The organism is Paraburkholderia sp. BR14374 (assembly GCF_040948685.1).
GTDB classification, from domain to species: Bacteria; Pseudomonadota; Gammaproteobacteria; order Burkholderiales; family Burkholderiaceae; genus Paraburkholderia; species Paraburkholderia youngii.
The window spans coordinates 559,050-579,977 of sequence record NZ_JBFPKF010000004.1 but is presented as its reverse complement, the minus strand read 5'-3'; the positions used below and the strand labels follow the sequence as shown (position 1 = coordinate 579,977).

General features: G+C 64.8%; 17 protein-coding genes. 13 read left to right on the top strand and 4 right to left on the bottom strand.

Going from position 1 to position 20,928, the window contains the following annotated elements:
• Positions 1-38: 38 nt before the first annotated feature.
• A complete protein-coding gene (locus AB3X86_RS12890; RefSeq protein WP_368596276.1) occupies positions 39-1,457 on the top strand; it encodes an MFS transporter in 1,419 nt (472 codons plus the stop codon).
• Between the two features lie 59 nt (positions 1,458-1,516).
• On the opposite strand, the gene ampC is transcribed toward AB3X86_RS12890, so the two are convergent.
• Positions 1,517-2,698, bottom strand: coding sequence for a class C beta-lactamase (gene ampC, locus AB3X86_RS12885; protein WP_368596275.1), 1,182 nt, complete (start codon positions 2,696-2,698; stop codon positions 1,517-1,519).
• Positions 2,699-2,976: 278 nt separating this feature from the next.
• Here ampC and fdhA point away from each other — a divergent pair, with 278 nt between their 5' ends.
• Positions 2,977-4,176, top strand: coding sequence for a formaldehyde dehydrogenase, glutathione-independent (fdhA, locus tag AB3X86_RS12880; protein ID WP_368596274.1), 1,200 nt, complete (start codon positions 2,977-2,979; stop codon positions 4,174-4,176).
• A gap of 114 nt (positions 4,177-4,290) precedes the next feature.
• On the opposite strand, the gene AB3X86_RS12875 is transcribed toward fdhA, so the two are convergent.
• Positions 4,291-5,286 (bottom strand): GlxA family transcriptional regulator, encoded by a 996-nt coding sequence (locus AB3X86_RS12875; RefSeq protein ID WP_368596273.1) that lies wholly within the window; start codon positions 5,284-5,286, stop codon positions 4,291-4,293.
• Between the two features lie 418 nt (positions 5,287-5,704).
• On the opposite strand from AB3X86_RS12875, the gene AB3X86_RS12870 reads away from it, so the two are divergent.
• From AB3X86_RS12870 to AB3X86_RS12825, 10 genes are all read left to right on the top strand, one after another.
• Positions 5,705-6,979: a serine hydroxymethyltransferase gene (locus AB3X86_RS12870; RefSeq protein ID WP_184228575.1), complete on the top strand. Its 1,275-nt coding sequence runs from the start codon at positions 5,705-5,707 to the stop codon at positions 6,977-6,979.
• Between the two features lie 18 nt (positions 6,980-6,997).
• The gene (locus AB3X86_RS12865) at positions 6,998-7,969 is read left to right on the top strand and encodes a dipeptidase (protein WP_368596272.1); all 972 of its coding nucleotides are present in this window, start codon (positions 6,998-7,000) and stop codon (positions 7,967-7,969) included.
• A gap of 34 nt (positions 7,970-8,003) precedes the next feature.
• A complete protein-coding gene (locus tag AB3X86_RS12860; RefSeq protein WP_184228574.1) occupies positions 8,004-8,543 on the top strand; it encodes a DUF5943 domain-containing protein in 540 nt (179 codons plus the stop codon).
• Positions 8,544-8,568: 25 nt separating this feature from the next.
• The gene (locus AB3X86_RS12855; RefSeq protein WP_368596271.1) at positions 8,569-10,632 is read left to right on the top strand and encodes an FAD-dependent oxidoreductase; all 2,064 of its coding nucleotides are present in this window, start codon (positions 8,569-8,571) and stop codon (positions 10,630-10,632) included.
• Positions 10,633-10,634: 2 nt separating this feature from the next.
• On the top strand, positions 10,635-12,560 hold the full coding sequence (locus tag AB3X86_RS12850) for a (Fe-S)-binding protein (protein ID WP_368596270.1): 1,926 nt from the start codon (positions 10,635-10,637) through the stop codon (positions 12,558-12,560).
• Between the two features lie 7 nt (positions 12,561-12,567).
• Complete coding sequence (locus AB3X86_RS12845) at positions 12,568-13,755, top strand: electron transfer flavoprotein subunit alpha/FixB family protein (RefSeq protein ID WP_368596325.1); 1,188 nt, start codon at positions 12,568-12,570, stop codon at positions 13,753-13,755.
• Positions 13,752-14,531 (top strand): electron transfer flavoprotein subunit beta/FixA family protein, encoded by a 780-nt coding sequence (locus AB3X86_RS12840; protein ID WP_368596269.1) that lies wholly within the window; start codon positions 13,752-13,754, stop codon positions 14,529-14,531. Before AB3X86_RS12845 ends, AB3X86_RS12840 begins: the two co-directional genes overlap by 4 nt.
• A gap of 73 nt (positions 14,532-14,604) precedes the next feature.
• A complete protein-coding gene (locus tag AB3X86_RS12835; RefSeq protein ID WP_368596268.1) occupies positions 14,605-15,891 on the top strand; it encodes an SRPBCC family protein in 1,287 nt (428 codons plus the stop codon).
• Between the two features lie 34 nt (positions 15,892-15,925).
• Positions 15,926-17,119: a 2Fe-2S iron-sulfur cluster-binding protein gene (locus tag AB3X86_RS12830; protein WP_368596267.1), complete on the top strand. Its 1,194-nt coding sequence runs from the start codon at positions 15,926-15,928 to the stop codon at positions 17,117-17,119.
• Positions 17,120-17,302: 183 nt separating this feature from the next.
• Positions 17,303-18,160, top strand: coding sequence for a glycine betaine ABC transporter substrate-binding protein (locus AB3X86_RS12825; RefSeq protein WP_368596266.1), 858 nt, complete (start codon positions 17,303-17,305; stop codon positions 18,158-18,160).
• 56 nt (positions 18,161-18,216) lie between these two features.
• Here the strand turns inward: AB3X86_RS12825 and purU are convergent, their stop codons facing one another.
• Entirely contained in the window at positions 18,217-19,092 is an 876-nt protein-coding gene (gene purU, locus AB3X86_RS12820) for a formyltetrahydrofolate deformylase (protein ID WP_368596265.1), read from the bottom strand.
• Positions 19,093-19,227: 135 nt separating this feature from the next.
• Positions 19,228-20,142 carry a LysR family transcriptional regulator gene (locus AB3X86_RS12815; protein ID WP_368596264.1) on the bottom strand — a complete coding sequence of 305 codons (915 nt, stop codon included), beginning with the start codon at positions 20,140-20,142 and terminating at the stop codon, positions 19,228-19,230.
• 109 nt (positions 20,143-20,251) lie between these two features.
• Here AB3X86_RS12815 and AB3X86_RS12810 point away from each other — a divergent pair, with 109 nt between their 5' ends.
• Positions 20,252-20,893 carry a glutathione S-transferase family protein gene (locus AB3X86_RS12810; protein ID WP_368596263.1) on the top strand — a complete coding sequence of 214 codons (642 nt, stop codon included), beginning with the start codon at positions 20,252-20,254 and terminating at the stop codon, positions 20,891-20,893.
• Positions 20,894-20,928: the final 35 nt, after the last annotated feature.

Sequence of the window (20,928 nt, the reverse complement as noted above, 5' to 3'; positions counted from 1 at the left end):
AGTCACCGCGTCAACCGCCGTATCCACGAGGGGATCACATGTCCACTGCTTTCCCGCTTCGCGCCAGCGCAGCCGCCCGGCTCGAACGCTTGCCGTTCTCCCGCTATCACCGAACCCTCTTCATCATCGTCGCGATCGCGTTCTTCTTCGATTCGGTCGACCTCGCCACGATGACCTTCGTGCTCGGTTCGATCAAGAACGAGTTCCATCTGTCGACCGCGACGACGGGGCTCGTCGCCAGTGCGAGTTTCTTCGGCATGGTGCTCGGCGCGGCCGTGGCGGGTCTGCTGGCGGATCGCTTCGGACGCCGGCCCGTGTTTCAATGGAGCATGGTGCTGTGGGGGCTGGCGTCGTATCTGTGTTCGACCGCGCAGAGCGTCGATGTGCTGATCCTGTATCGAGTGCTGCTCGGCGTCGGCATGGGGATGGAGTTTCCGATCGCGCAGACCTTGCTGTCGGAGTTCGTGCCCGCCGCATCGCGCGGCCGCCTGATTGCGCTGATGGATGGTTTCTGGCCGCTCGGCTTCATCACGTCGGGCGTGGTGTCGTATTTCGTGCTGCCGAACTTCGGCTGGCGCAGCGAGTTCGCGCTGCTCGCGATTCCGGCGGTGTTCGTGTTGATCGTCCGCCGTGTGGTGCCCGAGTCGCCGCGTTGGCTCGAACATCGTGGCCGTCATGAGGAAGCCGATCGTATTCTCGCCGGCATCGAGGCCAAGGTGATGCGCTCGGCGAACGTGAGCCAGTTGCCAGCACCTCTGATGCTGGCGGAACCCGCGGCGGCGAAGGGCACTGGCGCGTTACGCGAAATCTGGAGCCTGGCGTACCGGCGTCGGACGATCATGGTCTGGACGCTGTGGTTCTTCGCATTGCTCGGCTTTTATGGGCTGACGTCGTGGCTCGGCGCGTTGATGCAGCAGGCTGGCTTCGCGGTGACGAAGTCCGTGCTGTACACGGTGCTGATTTCCCTGGGCGGCGTGCCCGGCTTCATCTGCGCGGCGTGGCTCGTCGAGCGCTGGGGCCGCAAGCCGACCTGTATCGCGTCGCTCGCGGGCAGCGCGGTGATGGCGTACGTCTACGGGCAAACGGCGCTCCATGTGCAGACGCCGGGGCTGCTGATCTGTGCCGGACTCGCGATGCAGTTCTTCATGTTCTCGATGTGGGCGGTGCTGTACACGTACACCCCCGAGCTTTACGGCACCGGCGCGCGGGCGACCGGATCGGGCTTCGCGTCCGCGGTCGGCCGGGTCGGCTCGCTCATCGGTCCTTATGTCGTGGGCGTCGTGCTGCCGGTCTTCGGACAGGGCGGTGTGTTCTCGCTGGGCGCGATGTGCTTCGTGGTCGCCGCGGCGGCGGTGTGGATACTCGGGATCGAAACGCGTGGCATGGCGCTGGAAACACTCGTGTCCGAAGCGGTCGAAGCCGATGCGCGCAGCGCGTTGACCGCTGTGCGGGAATGAAAGTCACGGGACGGAGCGCGCCGCACGCGACCGTACCCCGTCCCGTCGTACTCAATCCATCAATGCTCGCCGCCATCCAGCGCCGTGAGGATCTGATGCGCGGCGCTCACGCGCGCCTCGTTCGGGAAATTGCGGTTGGCGAGCAGCACGATGCCGATGCGCTTTTGCGGCACGAAGGCGACATACGCGCCGAAGCCATTGGTCGAACCGGTCTTGTTGATCCAGACATTCTGCTGCGGCTGCAGCGGTGGTTTGATTTCGGTCGCCGGCTTGCCGTCGAGGACCATTTCCGCCGAATTGCCGGCCAGCAAGGTCGGCAGCGCGACTAGGTACGGGTACTGCTCCCAGATCAGATCCTGAGTCAGCACACCGGCCTGGAAGTAGCCGGTATGCGTATCCGTGATCGCACGCTGGAACTGACCGTCGAGCGGGATCAGATTCATGTTCGCCTGCACGAAACGCAGCATATCGGCGGCGGTCGACTTCACTCCATACGCTTCAGCGGAAAGCACACCGCCCGTCAGCCGGACGGGCGCACCGTCTTTCGCATAGCCCTGCGCGTAGTCCGGCATTTTCGCCGCTGGGACGTCGATGTAAGTGCTCTTCATGCCGAGCGCCGGAAACATGCGTTGCTGCATCAGCGCGGTGAAGTCCTGCCCCATTGTCTTCGCGGTGATCAGGCCCAGCGTGCCGACGCCGGGATTCGAGTAGGTGCGGAAGGTGCCGGGCGGATGAGCGGGCTGCCAGTCGTGGAAGTACTGCAGCAATTGCGCGTCGTTGTGGATGTCGTCCGGAACCTGGAGCGGCAGACCGCCGGGCGTGTGCGTGCCGAGGTTCAGCAGGCTCACTTTGCCGAACGGCCGGCCGCGCAGCGTCGGCAGATAGCGCTCCGTGCCGTCCGCCAACGACAGCTTGCCGTCGAGCTGCGCATACGACGCGAGCGTCGCCGTGAAGGTCTTGGTGACCGAGCCGAGTTCGAACAGCGTGTCGCGTGTGACCGGCTTGCCGGTTTGCGTCGATGCGACGCCGTAGTTGTACACGTAGGGCTTGCCGTCGTCGATCACGCCAACCGCCATGCCGGCGATATGGTACTTCGCCATCAGCGGCCGGATCGCCGCATCGACGGTGGCTTGGCGTTGCGCGGCGGCGGGCTCGGCCGCGCGACCGGCGGGTGAGATCGCGGGCAGCGTGAACAGCGCGAACGTCGCGGTTGTTATCAGTTTGAGCGCTCGGGTCTTCATTGCAAACGGGTCCTCGGTCGGGGAGTGTGAGTCGGCGGATCGGCGATTCGGCTGACGCAGCACTATCGGGCTTTTGCGAAACGCTGGCAAACGAGGATATGTTGCGCGGGGGTAAAGAAAAAGTTGTGGGCCGCAGCGCGAGCGATGCCGGCGTTGTCGGTTGTGGCCAAACGCGTGTCGGGTTCGGCACAGGTGCCGCTGCGAGCGGCCGCTACGCTGGTGGAACGGCGCGCCATGCAGCGTGCGGGCGCGCCGCTCACGAACATGGAGACGAGACAATGAGCAGCAATCGCGGCGTCGTGTATCTGGGGCAGGGCAAGGTCGAAGTGCAGTCGATCGACTATCCGAAGATGGTCGATCCACGCGGCCGTTCGATCGGCCATGGCGTAATCCTGAAGGTGGTGAGCACGAATATCTGCGGCTCCGATCAGCACATGGTGCGTGGCCGCACGACCGCCGAGGTCGGCCTCGTGCTCGGGCACGAGATTACCGGCGAAGTGATCGAGGTAGGGCGCGACGTCGAAACGCTGAGCGTCGGCGATCTGGTGTCGGTGCCGTTCAACGTGGCCTGCGGACGCTGCCCGACCTGCAAGGCACAGCATACCGGCGTGTGCCTGAACGTCAATCCGTCGCGCGCGGGCGGCGCGTATGGCTACGTCGACATGGGCGGATGGATTGGCGGCCAGGCCGAATACGTACTCGTGCCGTATGCGGACTTCAATCTGCTGAAATTCCCGGACCCGGCGCAGGCGATGGCGAAGATCCGCGACCTGACCTGCCTGTCCGACATTCTGCCGACCGGCTATCACGGCGCGGTGATGGCCGGCGTGAAGCCCGGCGCGACAGCCTATATCGCGGGCGCTGGACCGGTCGGCATGGCGGCGGCCGCGTCGGCGCGCCTGCTGGGGGCGGCCTGCACGATCGTCGGCGACATGAACGAGGCGCGCCTCGCGCACGCGCGCAAGATGGGCTTCCAGACCATCGATCTGTCGAAGGACGCGACGCTCGGCGAACAGATCGAGCAGATCCTCGGCAAGCCCGAAGTGGATTGCGCGGTGGACTGCGTCGGCTTCGAAGCGCACGGTCACGGCAGCAGCGGCTCACACGAGGAAGCCCCGGCCACGGTGCTCAATTCGCTGATGGAAATCACCCGCGCGGCCGGCGCGATCGGCATTCCCGGCCTCTACGTGACCGATGATCCGGGCTCGACCGACGCCGCCGCACGCAAGGGCAGCCTCAGTTTGCGTTTCGGCCTGGGCTGGGCCAAGTCGCATTCGTTCCACACCGGGCAGACGCCGGTCATGAAGTACAACCGCAATCTGATGCAGGCGATCCTGTGGGATCGTTTGCCGATCGCCGATATCGTCAACGTGACGGTGGTATCGCTCGACGATGCGCCCGAGGGCTATCGGCAATTCGACGGCGGCGCGCCGAAGAAGTTTGTGATCGACCCGCATGGGCTTTTGAAGGCGGCTTGAGGTTCGCCAGCCGCCAGAGTGCCGCTGAAGCGCTGGGTGGGCTGCCGGTCCACCCAGCGCGTCGTCTTACGCACGCGCTGAACGGGTACGCCGTTCAGCGCGTATCTTCATTGATCAAGCCGCCAGCACTGGCACATTGGACAGCGAAGGCGCCTGGCTGCGGCGCTCGCGCGTCGGCGCGGTGCCGAACGCATCGCGATAGCTCTTCGAGAAGTGGCAGGCCGACTGGAAGCCGCACGCCATCGTGATGTGCATGATCGACATGTCGGTCTGCAATAGCAGTTCGCGTGCGCGCCGCAGGCGCAGCGTCAGGTAATAATGCGTCGGCGTCATGCCCAGGTGCTCGCGGAACAGCCGTTGCAACTGCCGTTGCGACATGCCGGCGAGCCGCGCCAGTTCCTCGCGCGACAGCGGCTCCTCGATGTTGTTCTCCATCAGCGAGATCACTTCGAACAGCGACTTGTTGGCCGAGCCGAGCCGCGCGACCAGCGGCATCTTCTGCTGCGCGCTGGTGTCGCGCACGTGCTCGACGATGAACTGCTCGGCGATCTGCGTGACGCGCGCGGTACCGACGCGCGGCGAAATCAGGTTCAGCATCATATCGAGCGGCGCGACGCCGCCGGTGCAGGTCACCCGATCCCGATCGATCACGAACAGCTCTTTCAGAAAGCGCGTGTCGGGAAACTCCTCCTTCAGCGCCGACATGTTTTCCCAATGAATCGCGCACGCATAACCGGCCAGCAGACCGGCGCGCGCGAGCGCATAGGTGCCCGTGCACAGACTGCCCAGCATGCAGCCCATGCGCGCGAAACGCCGCAGCGCGGACAGATGCTCGGCGGTAGTCGAGCGCTGCACGTCGATGCCGCCGACCACGAACACGATATCGGGTTGCCCGACGCATTCGACCGGACCCGTATCGACGGAAAGCCCGTTGCTCGCCATGACCGGGCCGCCGGCGGGACTCACGATCGACCAGCGGTAAAGCGTCTGACCCGTCAGGTAGTTCGCCATGCGCAGCACTTCGATCGCATTGGTGAACGCGATCATCGTGAAGTTGGGAACCGGCATGAATGCGAAATGCGACAACGATGCCGTGCGATCGGTGGACATGGGAACGGAGAATCCTGATTTGAATGTCGCGTCGCCGTGGGGCAGGCGACTATCTCAATTCTGAATATCAGGGCAACTACCGTGCCATCCGGCTAAACCCTTGGATGCTGCGCACAAAGCGTGGAATGGCCAAGCAATTGACTGATCAAATCGCTTCCACGCGGCACCAGAACGGCGCCGCGACGGCGGTGCGGCGCACCCGGACGGCGCAGTCAGACTGCCTTGTAGTGCAGCCCCGCGCAGGCGGACTGCGCCGACTTGTCGAAAAAGGACGCGCATGGCGGAAAAGGCAAAGAACGCGTCTGAATTCGTAAATCGACGCGCGGGCCGACCGTCAAGAATAGACCCAAGGCAAAGCGGCGGCGCGATCCGCCGGCAACCCGCAACAGCCTCCCGTCAACGTTCTTACGGACCTTCCATGTCGAACCCGAATCCCTTCTTCGAAGACTCGCTGCCGGCGCGCGATCCGGCGGTGCGCGGCGCCATTCTGAAAGAGCTCGAGCGTCAGCAGTCGCAAGTCGAGCTGATCGCGTCGGAAAACATCGTGTCGCGCGCCGTACTCGACGCGCAGGGCTCGGTGCTGACCAACAAATACGCGGAAGGGTATCCGGGCAAGCGCTACTACGGCGGTTGCGAATACGTCGACGAGATCGAGACGCTCGCGCTCGATCGTATCAAGCGACTGTTCGACGCGAAGTTCGCCAACGTGCAGCCGCATTCCGGCGCGCAGGCGAACGGCGCGGTGATGCTCGCACTGACGAAGCCGGGCGATACGGTGCTCGGCATGTCGCTCGACGCGGGCGGGCATCTGACGCACGGCGCGAAGCCCGCGTTGTCGGGCAAGTGGTTCAACGCGGTGCAGTACGGCGTGCGGCGCGACACGATGCTGATCGACTACGAGCAGATCGAGGAACTGGCGCAACAGCACAAACCGACACTGCTGATCGCGGGCTTCTCCGCCTATCCGCGCGCGCTCGACTTCGCACGGCTGCGGGCAATCGCCGACGGCGTCGGTGCGAAGCTGATGGTGGACATGGCGCATATCGCCGGTGTGATTGCGGCCGGCCGTCACGACAATCCGGTCCCGCATGCGCACGTGGTCACGTCGACCACCCACAAGACCTTGCGCGGTCCGCGCGGCGGTTTCGTGCTGACCAACGACGAAGAGATCGCGAAGAAGATCAACTCCGCCGTGTTCCCCGGCTTGCAGGGCGGCCCGCTGATGCACGTGATCGCCGGCAAGGCGGTCGCGTTCGGCGAGGCGCTGCAGCCGGGCTTCAAAACCTATATCGACAGCGTGCTCGCGAACGCGCGGGCGCTCGGTGACGTGCTGAAAGCGGGCGGCGTCGATCTGGTGACGGGCGGCACCGACAACCATCTGCTGCTGGTCGATTTGCGGCCGAAGGGGCTCAAGGGCAATCAGGTCGAACAGGCGCTGGAGCGCGCGGGCATCACCTGCAACAAGAACGGCATTCCGTTCGATACGGAGAAGCCGACGGTCACGTCCGGCATTCGCCTCGGCACGCCGGCGGGCACGACGCGCGGCTTCGGCGTCAGCGAGTTTCGCGAGGTCGGGCGTTTGATCGTCGAGGTGCTCGATGCGCTGCGCGCGTCCCCCGAAGGCGACGCCGCAACCGAACAACGTGTGCGCCGCGAGATTTTCGCGCTGTGCGAGCGCTTCCCCATTTACTGAGTACGCGTGGAGCAAACGATGAGTCAACTGCACGAGAACAGCATCATCATCGACGGGCTGAACATTTCGAAGTTCGAGCGCTCGGTGTTCGAGGACATGCGCAAGGGCGGCGTCACCGCCGTGAACTGCACGGTGTCGGTCTGGGAAAGCTTTCAGAAGACCGTCGACAACATCGCCGAAATGAAGCAGCAGATCCGCCAATACAGCGAGATCCTCACGCTGGTGCGCACCACCGAAGACATTTACCGCGCGAAGAAAGAGAACAAGACCGGCATCATCTTCGGCTTCCAGAACGCGCACGCGTTCGAGGACAACCTCGGCTATATCGAGGCGTTCAAGGATCTCGGCGTCAACGTGGTGCAGCTTTGCTACAACACGCAGAACCTCGTCGGCACCGGCTGCTACGAGCGCGACGACGGTCTCTCGGGTTACGGGCGCGAAGTGATTCAGGAGATGAACCGCGTCGGCATCATGGTCGATCTGTCGCATGTGGGCGGCAAGACCTCGTCGGAGGCGATCGCGGCGTCGACGAAGCCGGTCTGCTATTCGCATTGCTGCCCGTCGGGGCTCAAGGAGCATCCGCGCAACAAGACCGACGAGCAGCTGAAGGAGATCGCCGATGCGGGCGGCTTCGTCGGCGTGACGATGTTCGCGCCGTTCCTGAAGCGCGGCCCCGATGCGACCGTCGAAGATTACCTCGAGGCGATCGAGTACGTGGTGAATCTGATCGGCGAGGACCAGGTGGGAATCGGCACCGATTTCACGCAGGGCTACAGCACCGAGTTCTTCGACTGGATCACGCACGACAAGGGCCGTTATCGCCAGTTGACGAACTTCGGCAAGGTCGTGAATCCCGAAGGCATTCGCACGATCGGCGAGTTTCCGAACCTCACCGCCGCGATGGAACGCGCCGGCTGGAGCGAGACGCGCATCCGCAAGATCATGGGCGAGAACTGGGTACGGGTGTTCGGCGAAGTCTGGAAGGTGTGAGCCTTCTTACAGCGGATAAAAACGGAGTTCCCACATGCAACCTCAACTGCCCATCGATGTGAATCCGGACACCGGCGTCTGGACCACCGACGCGCTGCCGATGCTCTACGTGCCGCGTCATTTCTTCACCAACAACCACGTCGCCGTCGAGGAAGCGCTCGGCCGCGACACGTATGCCGAGATTCTCTACAAGGCCGGCTACAAGTCCGCCTATTTCTGGTGCGAGAAGGAAGCAAAACAGCATGGCCTCACCGGCATGGCGGTATTCGAGCACTACCTGAACCGTCTGTCGCAGCGCGGCTGGGGCCTGTTCAGGATCATCGAGGCCGATCCGGCGAGCTCGCATGCGCGGATCGAACTACGGCACTCGTCGTTCGTGCTCGCGCAACCGGGCAAGACCGGCAAGCTTTGCTACATGTTCGCCGGCTGGTTCGCGGGCGCGATGGACTGGGTCAACGACACCGCGCCCGACGGCGCGCGCAAGGGCCCGCCGTCGCAATCGAAAGAAGCAAGCTGCGCGGCGGAAGGACACGAGTACTGCGTATTCGAAGTGTCGCCGCTGGCGTCAATCTAATCCGAGCATTCCGAGGTCGATCGCGATGCGTTACCCGAACCTTTTCAAGCCGCTCACGTTGAACAAGCTGACGCTGCGCAACCGCATCGTCAGTACCGCGCACGCGGAGGTCTACGCGGAACCGGGTGGCCTACCCGGCGACCGTTATATCCGCTACTACGAGGAAAAGGCCAAGGGCGGCGTCGGACTCGCCGTGTGCGGCGGGTCGAGCCCGGTGTCGATCGACAGCCCGCAAGGCTGGTGGAAGTCGGTGAATCTCGCCACCGACAAGATCGTCGATCCGCTCGCGCGGCTCGCCGAAGCGATGCACGCGCACGGCGCGAAGATCATGATTCAGGCCACTCACATGGGCCGCCGCTCGGCGTTCCACGGCGAGCACTGGCCGCATCTGATGTCGCCGTCGGGAGTGCGCGAACCGGTGCATCGCGGCAACGCGAAGATCATCGAGGTCGAGGAGATTCGCCGCATCATCGGCGACTTCGCGGCCGCCGCCAAGCGCGTGAAGGATGCGGGCATGGACGGCATCGAAATCTCGGCCGCGCACCAGCATCTGATCGATCAGTTCTGGAGCCCGCGCACCAACTTCCGTACCGACGAATGGGGCGGCTCGCTCGAAAACCGCCTGCGTTTCGGCGTCGAAGTGTTGCAGGCGGTGCGCGCGGCGGTGGGCGCCGACTTCTGCGTCGGCCTGCGCATGTGCGGCGACGAATTCCATGAAGACGGGCTCGATCACGAACAGCTGAAGGAAATCGCCCAGGCGATGAGCGAGAGCGGTCTGATCGATTATCTCGGCGTGATCGGTTCCGGCGCGGACACCCACAACACGCTCGCCAACTGCATGCCGCCGATGGCGCTGCCGCCCGAGCCGTTCGTGCATCTGGCGGCCGGTATCAAGCAGGTCGTCAAGGTGCCGGTGATGCACGCGCAAAGCATTCGCGACGCGGGCCAGGCCGAGCGGCTGCTCGCGAGCGGCATGGTCGATCTGGTCGGCATGACGCGCGCACAGATCGCCGATCCGCATATGGTCATCAAGATCCGCGATGGCCGCGAGGACGAAATCAAGCAGTGCGTCGGCGCGAACTATTGCATCGACCGTCAGTACAACGGGCTCGACGTGCTGTGCGTGCAGAACGCCGCGACCTCGCGCGAAGCGACGATGCCGCACGTGATCGCCAAATCGCGCGGGCCGAAGCGCAAGGTCGTCGTGGTCGGCGCGGGGCCGGCGGGGCTCGAAGCGGCGCGCGTCGCGAAGTCGCGCGGTCACGACGTGGTGCTGTTCGAGAAGAACGATCACGTCGGCGGCCAGATCATGCTGGCGGCGAAAGCGCCGCAGCGCGAGCAGATGGCGGGCATCGTGCGCTGGTTCGACATGGAGACGAAGCGCCTCGGCGTGGACCGCCGCCTCGGTGTCTCCGCCGACGAGCGGACCATCATGGCCGAGAAACCCGACATCGTCGTGCTCGCCACCGGCGGTTCGGCGTTCACGTCGCAGGTCGCGGCGTGGGGTGTCGACGCGGGGCTCGCGGTCAGTTCGTGGGACGTGCTGGCCGGCAAGGTCGAGCCGGGCAAGAACGTGCTCGTGTACGACGGCGTCAGCACGCATGCGGGCGCGGGCGTCGCGGATTTCATCGCGAGCCGTGGCGGCAACGTGGAGATCGTCACGCCCGACGTGAAGGTTGCCGACGACGTCGGCGGTACCACGTTCCCGATCTTCTATCGCCGTCTGTACGCGCAAGGCGTGATCCATACGCCGAACTACTGGCTCGACAAGGTGTACGAAGAGGACGGCAAGAAAATCGCCGTGATCCGCAACGAGTACACCGAGGAGCAGGAAGAACGCGCGGTCGATCAGGTGGTGATCGAAAACGGCAGTACGCCGAACGATCAGCTTTACTGGAAGCTGAAGCCTGAATCGGTCAATCGCGGGCAGGTGGACGTGCACAAGCTGTTCGCGTGCGAACCGCAGCCGTGTCTGGACGAGCAACTCGGCAACGGACGCTTCCTGCTGTTCCGGGTCGGCGACTGCATCTCGATGCACAACATTCACGGCGCGATCTACGACGCGCTGCGCCTTTGCAAGGATTTCTGACGATGAGCCCCGTGTTTGTCATCACCGTCCTGCTGTGGGTGTCGGTGGCCGGTCTCGCGTTCGCGCTGGCACGCCGCGCCGCCTACTGGCGCGAGGGCCGCGCAACCGTCGCGGGCGCCTACGGCTGGGCCAATCTGCTCGCGATCCCGAAGCGCTACTTCGTCGACCTGCATCATGTGGTTGCGCGCGATCCGTACATCGCACGCACGCACGTTGCGACGGCGGGCGGAGCGATCCTCGCGATGGCGCTCGTGTTCGTCAACTACGGCTTCGCGATCTACTCGCCCTGGCTCGACAAGCTGATCTTCGTCGCCGCGCTGGCAATGCTGATCGGCACGGTGTTCGTCTGGCGCCGCCGGCATGGCGCGAAAGCAGTACCGGCGCGGCTCTCGCGTGGGCCGTGGGATCAGTTGCCGTTGCTGCTGGGTTCGTTCGCGCTCGGTCTGGCATTGTTCATCGCGTTGCCTGCGACGGCGATGTCCGGTGCGCTCGCTGTGATCGTCGCGCTGCTGATCGCGGCGGGCGCGTTCACGATGACGTTTGGCGCGGCGCGCGGCGGTCCGATGAAGCATGCGTTGGCGGGTCTGCTGCACCTTGCGTTTCATCCGCGTCAGGAGCGCTTTGCCGATTCCACCGCAGCGCGTAACGCTCGCGACGCCGTGCCGCCCACGGCATTGAAAATGCCGCTGCTCGACGCGAAAGAATACGGCGTCGGCAAGCCGGTCGAATTCCGCTGGAACCAGTTGCTGAGCTTCGATGCCTGCGTGCAATGCGGCAAATGCGAAGCGGCGTGCCCCGCGTTCGCGGCGGGACAGCCGTTGAACCCGAAGAAGCTGATTCAGGATCTGGTGACGGGCATGGTCGGCGGCACCGACGCGCAATACGCGGGCAGCCCGACGCCGGGCATTCCGATCGGCAAGCATGGGGGCGCGCCAGGCAAGCCGCTCATTTCGACGCTGATCGAAGCGGACACGCTGTGGTCGTGCACGACCTGCCGCGCCTGCGTGCAGGAGTGCCCGATGCTGATCGAGCATGTCGACGCGATCGTGGACATGCGCCGCAATCAGACGCTCGTCGAGGGCAGCGTGCCGGGCAAGGGGCCGGCGACGCTCGCGAATCTGCGCGAGACCGGCAGCAGCAACGGCTACGACATCGGCGCGCGTTACGACTGGGCGGTCGATTTGCAGGTGCAGGTCGCGCAGCCGGGTCGTCATGTGGACGTACTGCTGATCGCCGGCGAAGGTGCTTTCGACATGCGCTATCAGCGCACGCTGCGCGCGCTCGTCAAGGTGCTGAACCGCGCGGGTGTCGATTACGCGGTGCTTGGCGGCGTCGAAACCGATACCGGCGACACCGCGCGGCGTCTCGGCGACGAAGCCACGTTCCAGCAACTGGCTCGCACGCTGATCGGCACGCTCGCGCAGTACTCGTTCGCACGCATCGTCACCGCCGATCCGCATGTGCTGCATAGCCTGCGCAACGAGTATCGCGCGCTCGGCGGCTTCTATCAGGTGCAGCATCACACGGCGTTGATCGACGAACTGATCGCGAGCGGCAAGCTGTCGCCGCGCGTGGCCGCCGCCGTGGCGGAACGCAACATCACTTATCACGACCCGTGCTATCTGGGCCGTTACAACGGTGAGACGGAAGCGCCGCGCCGTGTGCTGAAGAGCATCGGCATCAAGGTGGTCGAGATGGAGCGACACGGGATGCGCGGGCGCTGCTGCGGCGGTGGCGGCGGCGCACCGTTGACCGACATCCCCGGCAAACGGCGGATTCCCGACATCCGCATCGATGACGCGCGCGCGAGCGGCGCGGAGATCGTCGCGGTCGGCTGCCCGAATTGCACGGCGATGCTCGAAGGGGTAGTGGGGCCGCGCCCGGAAGTGCTCGACGTGGCCGAACTGGTCGCCGCGGCGCTGGAGTAACGCGATGATGAATACGCTCAAACGAATCGATCCGCGCCGGCCGTTCACAGTGACGGCGCAGGGACTCCGGCGCATCACGCTCGGCGCCGTTGGCGTGGCGGATGCCGGCGGCAGTGCGTCGCTAGCTGAAGCGCGTCACGCTGCGCATCACGAACAGCCGAAGCCGCGCCGCACGACGGCCACGCCGCACCATGTGCTGCTGGTTGCGGCGCACGCGGATCGGGGCGCGCTCGATGAACATGCGCGCCAAACGCTTGCCGCCGCCGCGCTGGTCGCGGACTTGAAAGCCGAAGTCGTGCTGCTCGTGTTCGGCGAATTCACCGGCGATGCCGCCGCGCTCGGCGCCGACAAGCTGATCGAATTGCCGATGTTCGATCGCCGCACCTACGCGCCTGACGATGAGCTCAATGCGCTGGCGGCCTGCGTCGCAGCCTACGCGCCCGCCCACGTCTTTCTGCCCGACAACGCGACCGGCGACGGCGACCTGGGCCGCCGTTATGCGTCGGTGGCCGATGCAAGCGTCGCGACGCACGTCGTCGAGATCGACGCAGCGCACGTGTCCACCTATATCCGCGCGAATACGGCGCTCGCCAGCCGCGCGCTGCCCGAAGTCGTGCTGCTCGCACCGAATGCGGTCGATCCGAAGCTGCCGTTCGTCGGCGCGGGCGAACGGGTCGCGTGGCGCTTCGAGCGGGAGGCGGATAGCCCGGTCGCGCAACGCGCAATACGCGATCTCGGCATCGACGAAATCGATGCGGCGCAAGTCGCGTTGGAAGAGGCGGACTTCATCGTATCGGCGGGCAACGGCGTGAGCGACGTACCCGCGTTCGAGCGGCTCGCGACGACCCTCGGCGCGGCGATCGGCGCGAGCCGGGTCGCCGTCGACGACGGCAAGTTCACGCGCGACAAGCAGATCGGCGCGACCGGCAAGACCGTCGAGGCGAGCGTGTATATCGCGTTCGGCATCTCCGGCGCCGTTCAGCATCTGCAGGGCATCAAGGATTGCCGCCATGTGATCGCGGTCAATCTCGACGCGAGCGCACCGATCGCGAAGCGCGCGAATCTGACCGTGATCGCGGACGCGCAGGAAACCATCGCGGCGCTCAACGAAGCCGCGGCCGCGGCGCGCGGCGCGCGCGCCACCTCGGCCGCACTGCTGCAGCCGGGCAAGCTTGCCGAAGGAGTGCTCGCATGAAGATTGCCGTGCTGGTTTCAATCGGACGTCATCCGGTCAGCGGCGTCGCGCGCTACAGCCGCAATGATGCGGCGGCGTTGACGCTGGCGCTGTCGCTCGCGAGAACGCATGGCGCGACGCTCGACGTGCTGCATGCGGGCGATCCGTCGAACGCCGCATTGAACGAGTATCTGGCGCTCGGCGCGCATTCGGTTGAAGTGCTCGACATGCCACCGGACGCCGATCCGGCGCCGCGAGTCGCCGCGCGTTTGCGTGGCTACCAGCTGGTGCTGACCGGCACGCGCGCCGAAGGCGGGTTCGATAGCGGCATGTTGCCGTATCGCCTCGCGCATGCGCTGGCGGTACCGCTCGTCGGCGCCGCCGTGGATCTGGCCGTGCGCGACGGTTGCGCGCAGGTCCGGCAGTTCATGCCGAAAGGCCTGCGACGGCGCGTCGAAGTGCGGCTGCCCGCGTTGATCGCCGTGCATCCGCTCGCGAACGCCGCGACGTCGTACGCATATGCGCGGCTGCGCGAAGGCAGGATCGAGCGCACCGCCGCGCCGGGCGCCGCCGCGCCGCACGGCACCACTCCCGAGCAGTCCGCATGGACCATCGGCCCCGCCACCGCGAAACCAGTGCGGCTCGCCGCCGCCGAAAAGCGCTCGGGCCACGCACGCATGCTGTCGGCGACGACGACCGAGAGCCGCGGCGGCAGCGTCGTAATTGAAGGGAGTTCCGTCGAAAAAGCACAAGTGATCCTCGCGTATTTGCGCGAGCATCAACTGGTGGATTACTGAATTCCGGCTCGGGCCAGCATGCGACCAGGAGGGCCTGGCGCGGCGCCAGACGTGACACGCAACGGAGCACACAATGAAAGTTTCCGCAGACGTTCGCGCAATGATCGAACGCCGCAAGCAGAATTACACGCTGGAAGCGCCGTTCTATACGAGCGAGGAAATATTCGCGCTCGATATCGACGCGATTTTCCGCCAGCACTGGATTCAGGTCGCGGTCGAGCCCGATGTGCCCGAACCGGGCGACTACGTGACGGTCGAGATCGGCAACGACTCGATCCTGATCGTGCGCGACGACGACATGCAGGTGCGCGCGTTTCATAACGTCTGCCGCCATCGCGGCGCGCGTCTGTGCAATACCGGCAAGGGCTCGCTCGGCAATATCGTCTGTCCGTATCACAGCTGGACCTACAGCCTGAACGGCGACCTGATGTTCGCCGAGCACATGGGCGAACAGTTCGACCGCTGCAAACATAGCCTGAAAGCGGTGCATGTCGAAAACCTCGCCGGACTGATTTTCATCTGTCTGGCCGAACAGCCGCCCGCCGATTTTTCAGTGATGCGCGCCGCGATGGAACCGTATCTGTTGCCGCACGATCTGGCCGGCTGCAAGATCGCCGCGTCGATCGACATCATCGAGGAGGGCAACTGGAAGCTGACGATGGAGAACAATCGCGAGTGCTATCACTGCGTCGCGAACCATCCGGAGCTGACCATCTCGCTGTACGAATTCGGCTTTGGTTATCAGCGCACGCCGGCGAACGAGGAGGGCATGGCCGCGTTCGAGGCGACGGTCGCGCGCCGCACCGCACAGTGGGAGGCGATGCAGTTGCCATCGGCTGAAATCGAGCGGCTCGCCGATCTGGTCACCGGGTTTCGCACACAACGTCTGCCGCTCGATCGCGACGGCGAATCGCAGACGCTCGACGCGAAGGTCGCCTCGAAGAAACTGCTCGGCGGTTTCACGGAGGCCGATCTCGGCGGTCTGTCGTTCTGGACGCAGCCGAATTCGTGGCATCACTTCATGAGCGACCATATCGTCAGTTTCTCGGTGATTCCGCTGTCGGCCGGCAAGACGCTGGTGCGCACCAAATGGCTCGTGCACAAGGACGCGCGCGAAGGCATCGATTACGACGTCGACAATCTGACCGCCGTGTGGCGCGCGACCAACGACCAGGATCGCGCGCTCGTCGAATATTCGCAGCGCGGCGCGACGAGCAGCGCGTATGAGCCGGGTCCGTATTCGCCGTTCACCGAAGGACTCGTCGAAAAGTTCTGCGAATGGTATATCGGCCGTCTCGCGGATTACGACGCGAACCCGGGAGCAGCGCACGACGAGAAAGTCGTGTCGTTCGCGCGCTGAGTGCAACGCCGCAATGACAAGCGGGGGGACAACCATGATGCGCGATCAGGCCATGTTTCAACCGGACATCGAGCAGACTTCTGAGAATCCAGCTGGCGCGGCGAGCCGCGTCACGCAGCCGCGCTTCTGGGATGCGCTGCCGGCGCGCTGGAGCAGTGATTCCGACGACACGCTGGAGTGCTGCCAGGTTCGCAGCGAAACGCACGACGTGAAGAGTTTCTTCTTCCGCGCGCCATCCGGCCGGGCGTTCGTGTTCGAGCCGGGGCAGTTCATTACGCTGGAGCTGGAGATCGACGGCGAGCGGGTCAATCGCTGCTATACGATCTCGTCGCCGCCCACGCGGCCCCATACGATTTCGATCACCGTGAAGCGCGTGCCGGGCGGCCCGGTGTCCAACTGGCTCCACGACAATCTGCATGCGGGCATGCAGGTACGCGTGCTGGGGCCTGCCGGTGAGTTCACCTGCGCGCGGCATCCGGCGCGCAAGTTCCTGTTTTTGTCGGCGGGCTCGGGCATCACGCCGCTGATGTCGATGAGCCGCACGCATCATGAACTCGGCGAGGACAGCGATATCGTCTTCGTGCATAGCGCGCGCACGCCGGACGACATCATCTTCGCGCGCGAGCTCGATCTGATCGCTGCGAATCAGGCGCATTTCCGCACAGCGTTCGTTTGTGAGCGCGTGGGCGCGCGCACCAATTGGCCCGGCATCACCGGCTTTCTGACGCTGCCGCTGCTGAAGCTGATTGCACCGGATTTTCTGGAGCGGGAAATTTTCACCTGCGGCCCCGCGCCGTATATGCAAGCGGTGCGCAAACTGCTCGACGAGGGCGGCTTCGACCGCCAGCACTATCACGAGGAAAGCTTCTCGTTCGAGACCGTCAGCGAGGTGGCCGCGCAATTGACCGAAGCGCATGTCGCGGACGCGCTGCGCGAAGCGCCGGCGGCGCCGGTCGAAACCGGAACACGCTACAAGGTGAGCTTTACGCGCAGTCATCGCGAGATCGAGTGCGGCGCGGGCCAGCATGTGCTCGAAGCGGCGAAGCAGGCGGGCGTGCGGCTGCCGGCGTCGTGCACCCAAGGCATGTGCGGCACCTGCAAGGTGAAGCTCGTGTCGGGCGAAGTGGCGATGAAGCACGCGGGCGGTATCCGTCAGCGCGAGATCGATCAGGGCATGGTGCTGCTGTGCTGTAGCAAGCCGCTGAGCGATCTCATCGTCGACAAGTAATACGACTGACAACACCACAAGAACACGGCAAATACTGCGCGGATTTGCGTGGAAGTCGCATGTGGACAACTGCATGTCGCAAAACAACGCTACCCGGCAATTCTGGTTGGCGATTCTAAATGCGCGATCTGCGGTTCGATGGCAAACGCGTCAATGGGCAAATGTATCAACGGGAGAACGTCGATGAGACTGATCGGAAAGGTAGTGGTGGCAAGCGCGTTGGGGGTGATGCTGGCGGCGGTCAGTGCGGGCGTGTCGGCCGATTCGAAGCCGACCATCAAGATCGGTTACGTGGAGGGCTGGGACGATAGCGTTGCGACGTCGAACGTGGCCGCCGAGGTGATCGAAAAGCGCCTCGGTTATCAGGTGCAACTGGTGCCGGTCGCGGCCGGCGTGATGTGGCAGGGTGTGGCGCGCGGCGATCTCGACGCGACGCTGTCCGCGTGGCTGCCGGTCACGCACGGCGCGTACTGGAACAACTTCAAGGACAAGGTGGTCGACCTCGGGCCGAACTTCAACGACGCGAAGATCGGGCTGATCGTGCCGGATAACGTGGACGTGAAGAGCGTTGGCGATCTGCAGTCGAAGAAGGCGGAATTCGGCGCGCGCATCGTCGGCATCGACGCTGGGGCTGGCGTGATGCAGAAAACCAGCGAGGCGATCAAGGCCTATGGGCTCGACTATCAGCTGATGCCGAGTTCCGGCAGCGCGATGACCGCCGAACTGGCGCGCTCGGAGGCGGCCAGCAAGCCGATCATCGTGACCGGCTGGAAGCCGCACTGGATGTTCGCGAAGTACAAGCTGAAATTCCTCGACGATCCGAAGAAGGTGTTCGGTGAAGCGGAGCACGTCGATAGCGTGGTGAATCCGGAGCTCGAGAAAAAAGCACCGACCGTGGTCGCGTTCCTGAAGAAGTTCCAATGGAAGCCGGGCGAAATCGACGCGGTGATGCTGGCCACGCAGAACGGCGAAAAGCCGGCCGCGGCCGCCGACGCCTGGGTCAGCGCGCACTCGGATCGGGTGGATAGCTGGGTGAAGTAAGCCGGCAAGCGTCGGCGCAGCCTGATGAAACGCCGCTTTTCAGCGGCGTTTTCTGTTTACCTCAGCACGACGGTGCGCTCGCCGTTGATGAACACGCGCCGCTCGACGAACGCCTTCACCGCGCGCGCGAGCGTAATGCATTCGACGTCGCGTCCGGTCGTCAGCAGCCGTTCGGGGCTGTACGAGTGATCGACGGGTTCGACTCCCTGCTCGATGATCGGACCTTCGTCGAGATCGTCGGTAACGAAATGGGCGGTGGCGCCGATCACCTTGACGCCGCGCGCATGGGCCTGATGATACGGTTTCGCCCCTTTGAACCCGGGCAGGAACGAATGATGGATATTGATCGCGCGCCCGGCGAGCGCGCGGCTCGTTTCGGCGGACAGGATCTGCATGTAGCGCGCGAGAATCAGCAGCTCGGCGCCGGACGATTCGAACAATTCGAGAAGATGCGCTTCCTGTTGCGGCTTCGTGTCGGCGGTAATCGGCAGATGATGGAACGGCAGGCCGTGCTGACGCGCGAGCGGTTCGAGATCGCGATGATTCGAGCCGATGCCGACGATGTCCATCTTCAGCTCGCCCATGCGCCAGCGAAACAGCAGATCGGCGAGGCAGTGTTCGAGTTTGGACACCATGATCAGGACCTTCGGCCGCACCGACAGATCGTGGATCGCCCACGTCATCCGGAAGCGTTCGGCGATCGACGCGAATTCCTGCTTGAGCGTGGCGATCTGCAGCGCGTCGTCGCGATCGACGTGGTGAAACACGCAGCGCACGAAAAAGCGCTCGCTGAGTTCGTCGTCGAATACGGTCAGTTCGTCGACATAGCAACGATGCCGTTCGAGAAAGCCGGCGACGGCGGCAACCTGGCCCGCCGCGCTCGGACACGCGACGGTGAGGACCCCTTGAGCAGGACGGGAAATGGCGGACATGAGCTCTCCACTTGACGATCGGGCGAGGCCGCGGGGCGCGGCGCGCATCGTCGCAGTAGAGCAAATCGGGCGATCGCGGGGATAGAAGCTAACCGCCGTTGCGCTGGAATGGGAACGCCAGGAGGATCTGCCGCACTAGTCCGCAGGGTCCGCCCCGAGCCTTCGCTTCAGCGTATCGATCAGCGCGCGGACTTTCGCCGGCGGGTGACTCGTCGGCGGAAACACGGCCTGGATGCTCGCCGGCGCGGTTGCCCATTCGGGCAGCAGCCGGATCAGCCGTCCCGCCGCGACGTCGTCCGCGATCGAAAAATCCGTCAGCAGACCGATGCCGCCGCCCGCGAGCGTCGCCGCCCGGCAGGCATCGGCCGTGTTGACACGCAGCGCCGATGCGCAGCGCACGCTCGCGCTTTTACCGTCGACGTGCCGCAGATCGAGCGTCAACGGATGCGGCAGCACCGACAACGCGCAATAGGGCAGCGTCTCGAGCGCGGCCGGCGTGTTCGGCACGCCCCACGTGCGCAGGAACTCGGGACTCGCGACGAGCCACTTGACGAAGCTGCCGAGCTTCACCGCGCGATAGTTCGAATCCGCGAGACGACCAAGCCGGATCGCGACGTCGATGCCGTCGGCAATCAGATCGACGTAGCGGTCACTGCTCAGCAGTTCGACGTCGAGCTGCGCGTGGGTTCGGCGCAATTCGACCAGCGCGGGCGTGACGACGAGCGCGCCGTAGTCGTTCGGCGCACTGACGCGCAGCGTGCCGCGCACCGGCGAGGTTTCTCCGCCGAGCGCGTTCAACGCGTCCTCGGTGGCGCGCAGAATTTTCACGCTCGCCTCGTAGAACGTGCGGCCAGCCTCGGTGACGCCGAGCCGCCGCGTGGTGCGCACCAGCAGGCTCGCGCCGACCTCCGCCTCGAGCCGCTGCATGTGCGTGCTGACCATCGTCTTCGCGAGTCCGAGCCGAGTCGCGGCGGCGCTCAGCGAGCCCGCGTCGATGACCGCGACGAAGATCGCGAGGCGGTTCAGGTTGACGTTGCGCACATCGGCCATGATCGATTGTCCATTCTCGCTTGACTGTGTTTCCCGGATTATCGGGCTTCCGCGCGACAGTGCCTACGCCCTATGCTGGGCGTGTCATTCAACCTGTCTGGAGACCTCCATGTCCGCCACCCGACCCGCCCAGCCTATCAAGCTCTATACGACACGGCTGTCAGGCCACGGTCATCGCGTGAAGCTGTTTCTGTCGCTGCTCGATCTGCCGTTCGAGTTGATCGAGCTGGACATGAAGGCGGGCGAGAACCGCAAGCCCGAGTACCTCGCGCTGAACCCGTTCGGTCAGGTGCCGACGATTCAGGACGGCGAGCTGACGCTGTTCGATTCGAACGCGATTCTCGTCTATCTGGCAAAGCGCTATGGCGATGCGTCGTGGCTGCCGGACGATCCGCTCGGCGCCGCGGCGGTGCAGCGCTGGCTGTCGCTCGCGGCGGGCCAGATCGCATACGGGCCGTGCGCGGCGCGGCTCGTTACCGTCTTCGGCGCGCCGCTCGACCACGAGCGTGCAAAGCAGATCGCCGTCAAGCTGTTCGACGTGATCGACGCGGAGCTGGCCGGCAAGCCGTTCGTGGCTGGCGCACATGTGACGATCGCCGATATCGCCGCGCACACGTATATCGCTCACGCACCCGAGGGTGGTGTGTCATTGCAGCCGTATCCGAACATTCGTGCATGGCTGAGTCGCGTGGAGGCATTGCCGCGTTTCATCGCGATGCCGTCGACGAAGGCGGGTTTGCTGGCGGCGTGATACGCAGTTGGAGCCGCTTCAGATCTTGCAAGGGA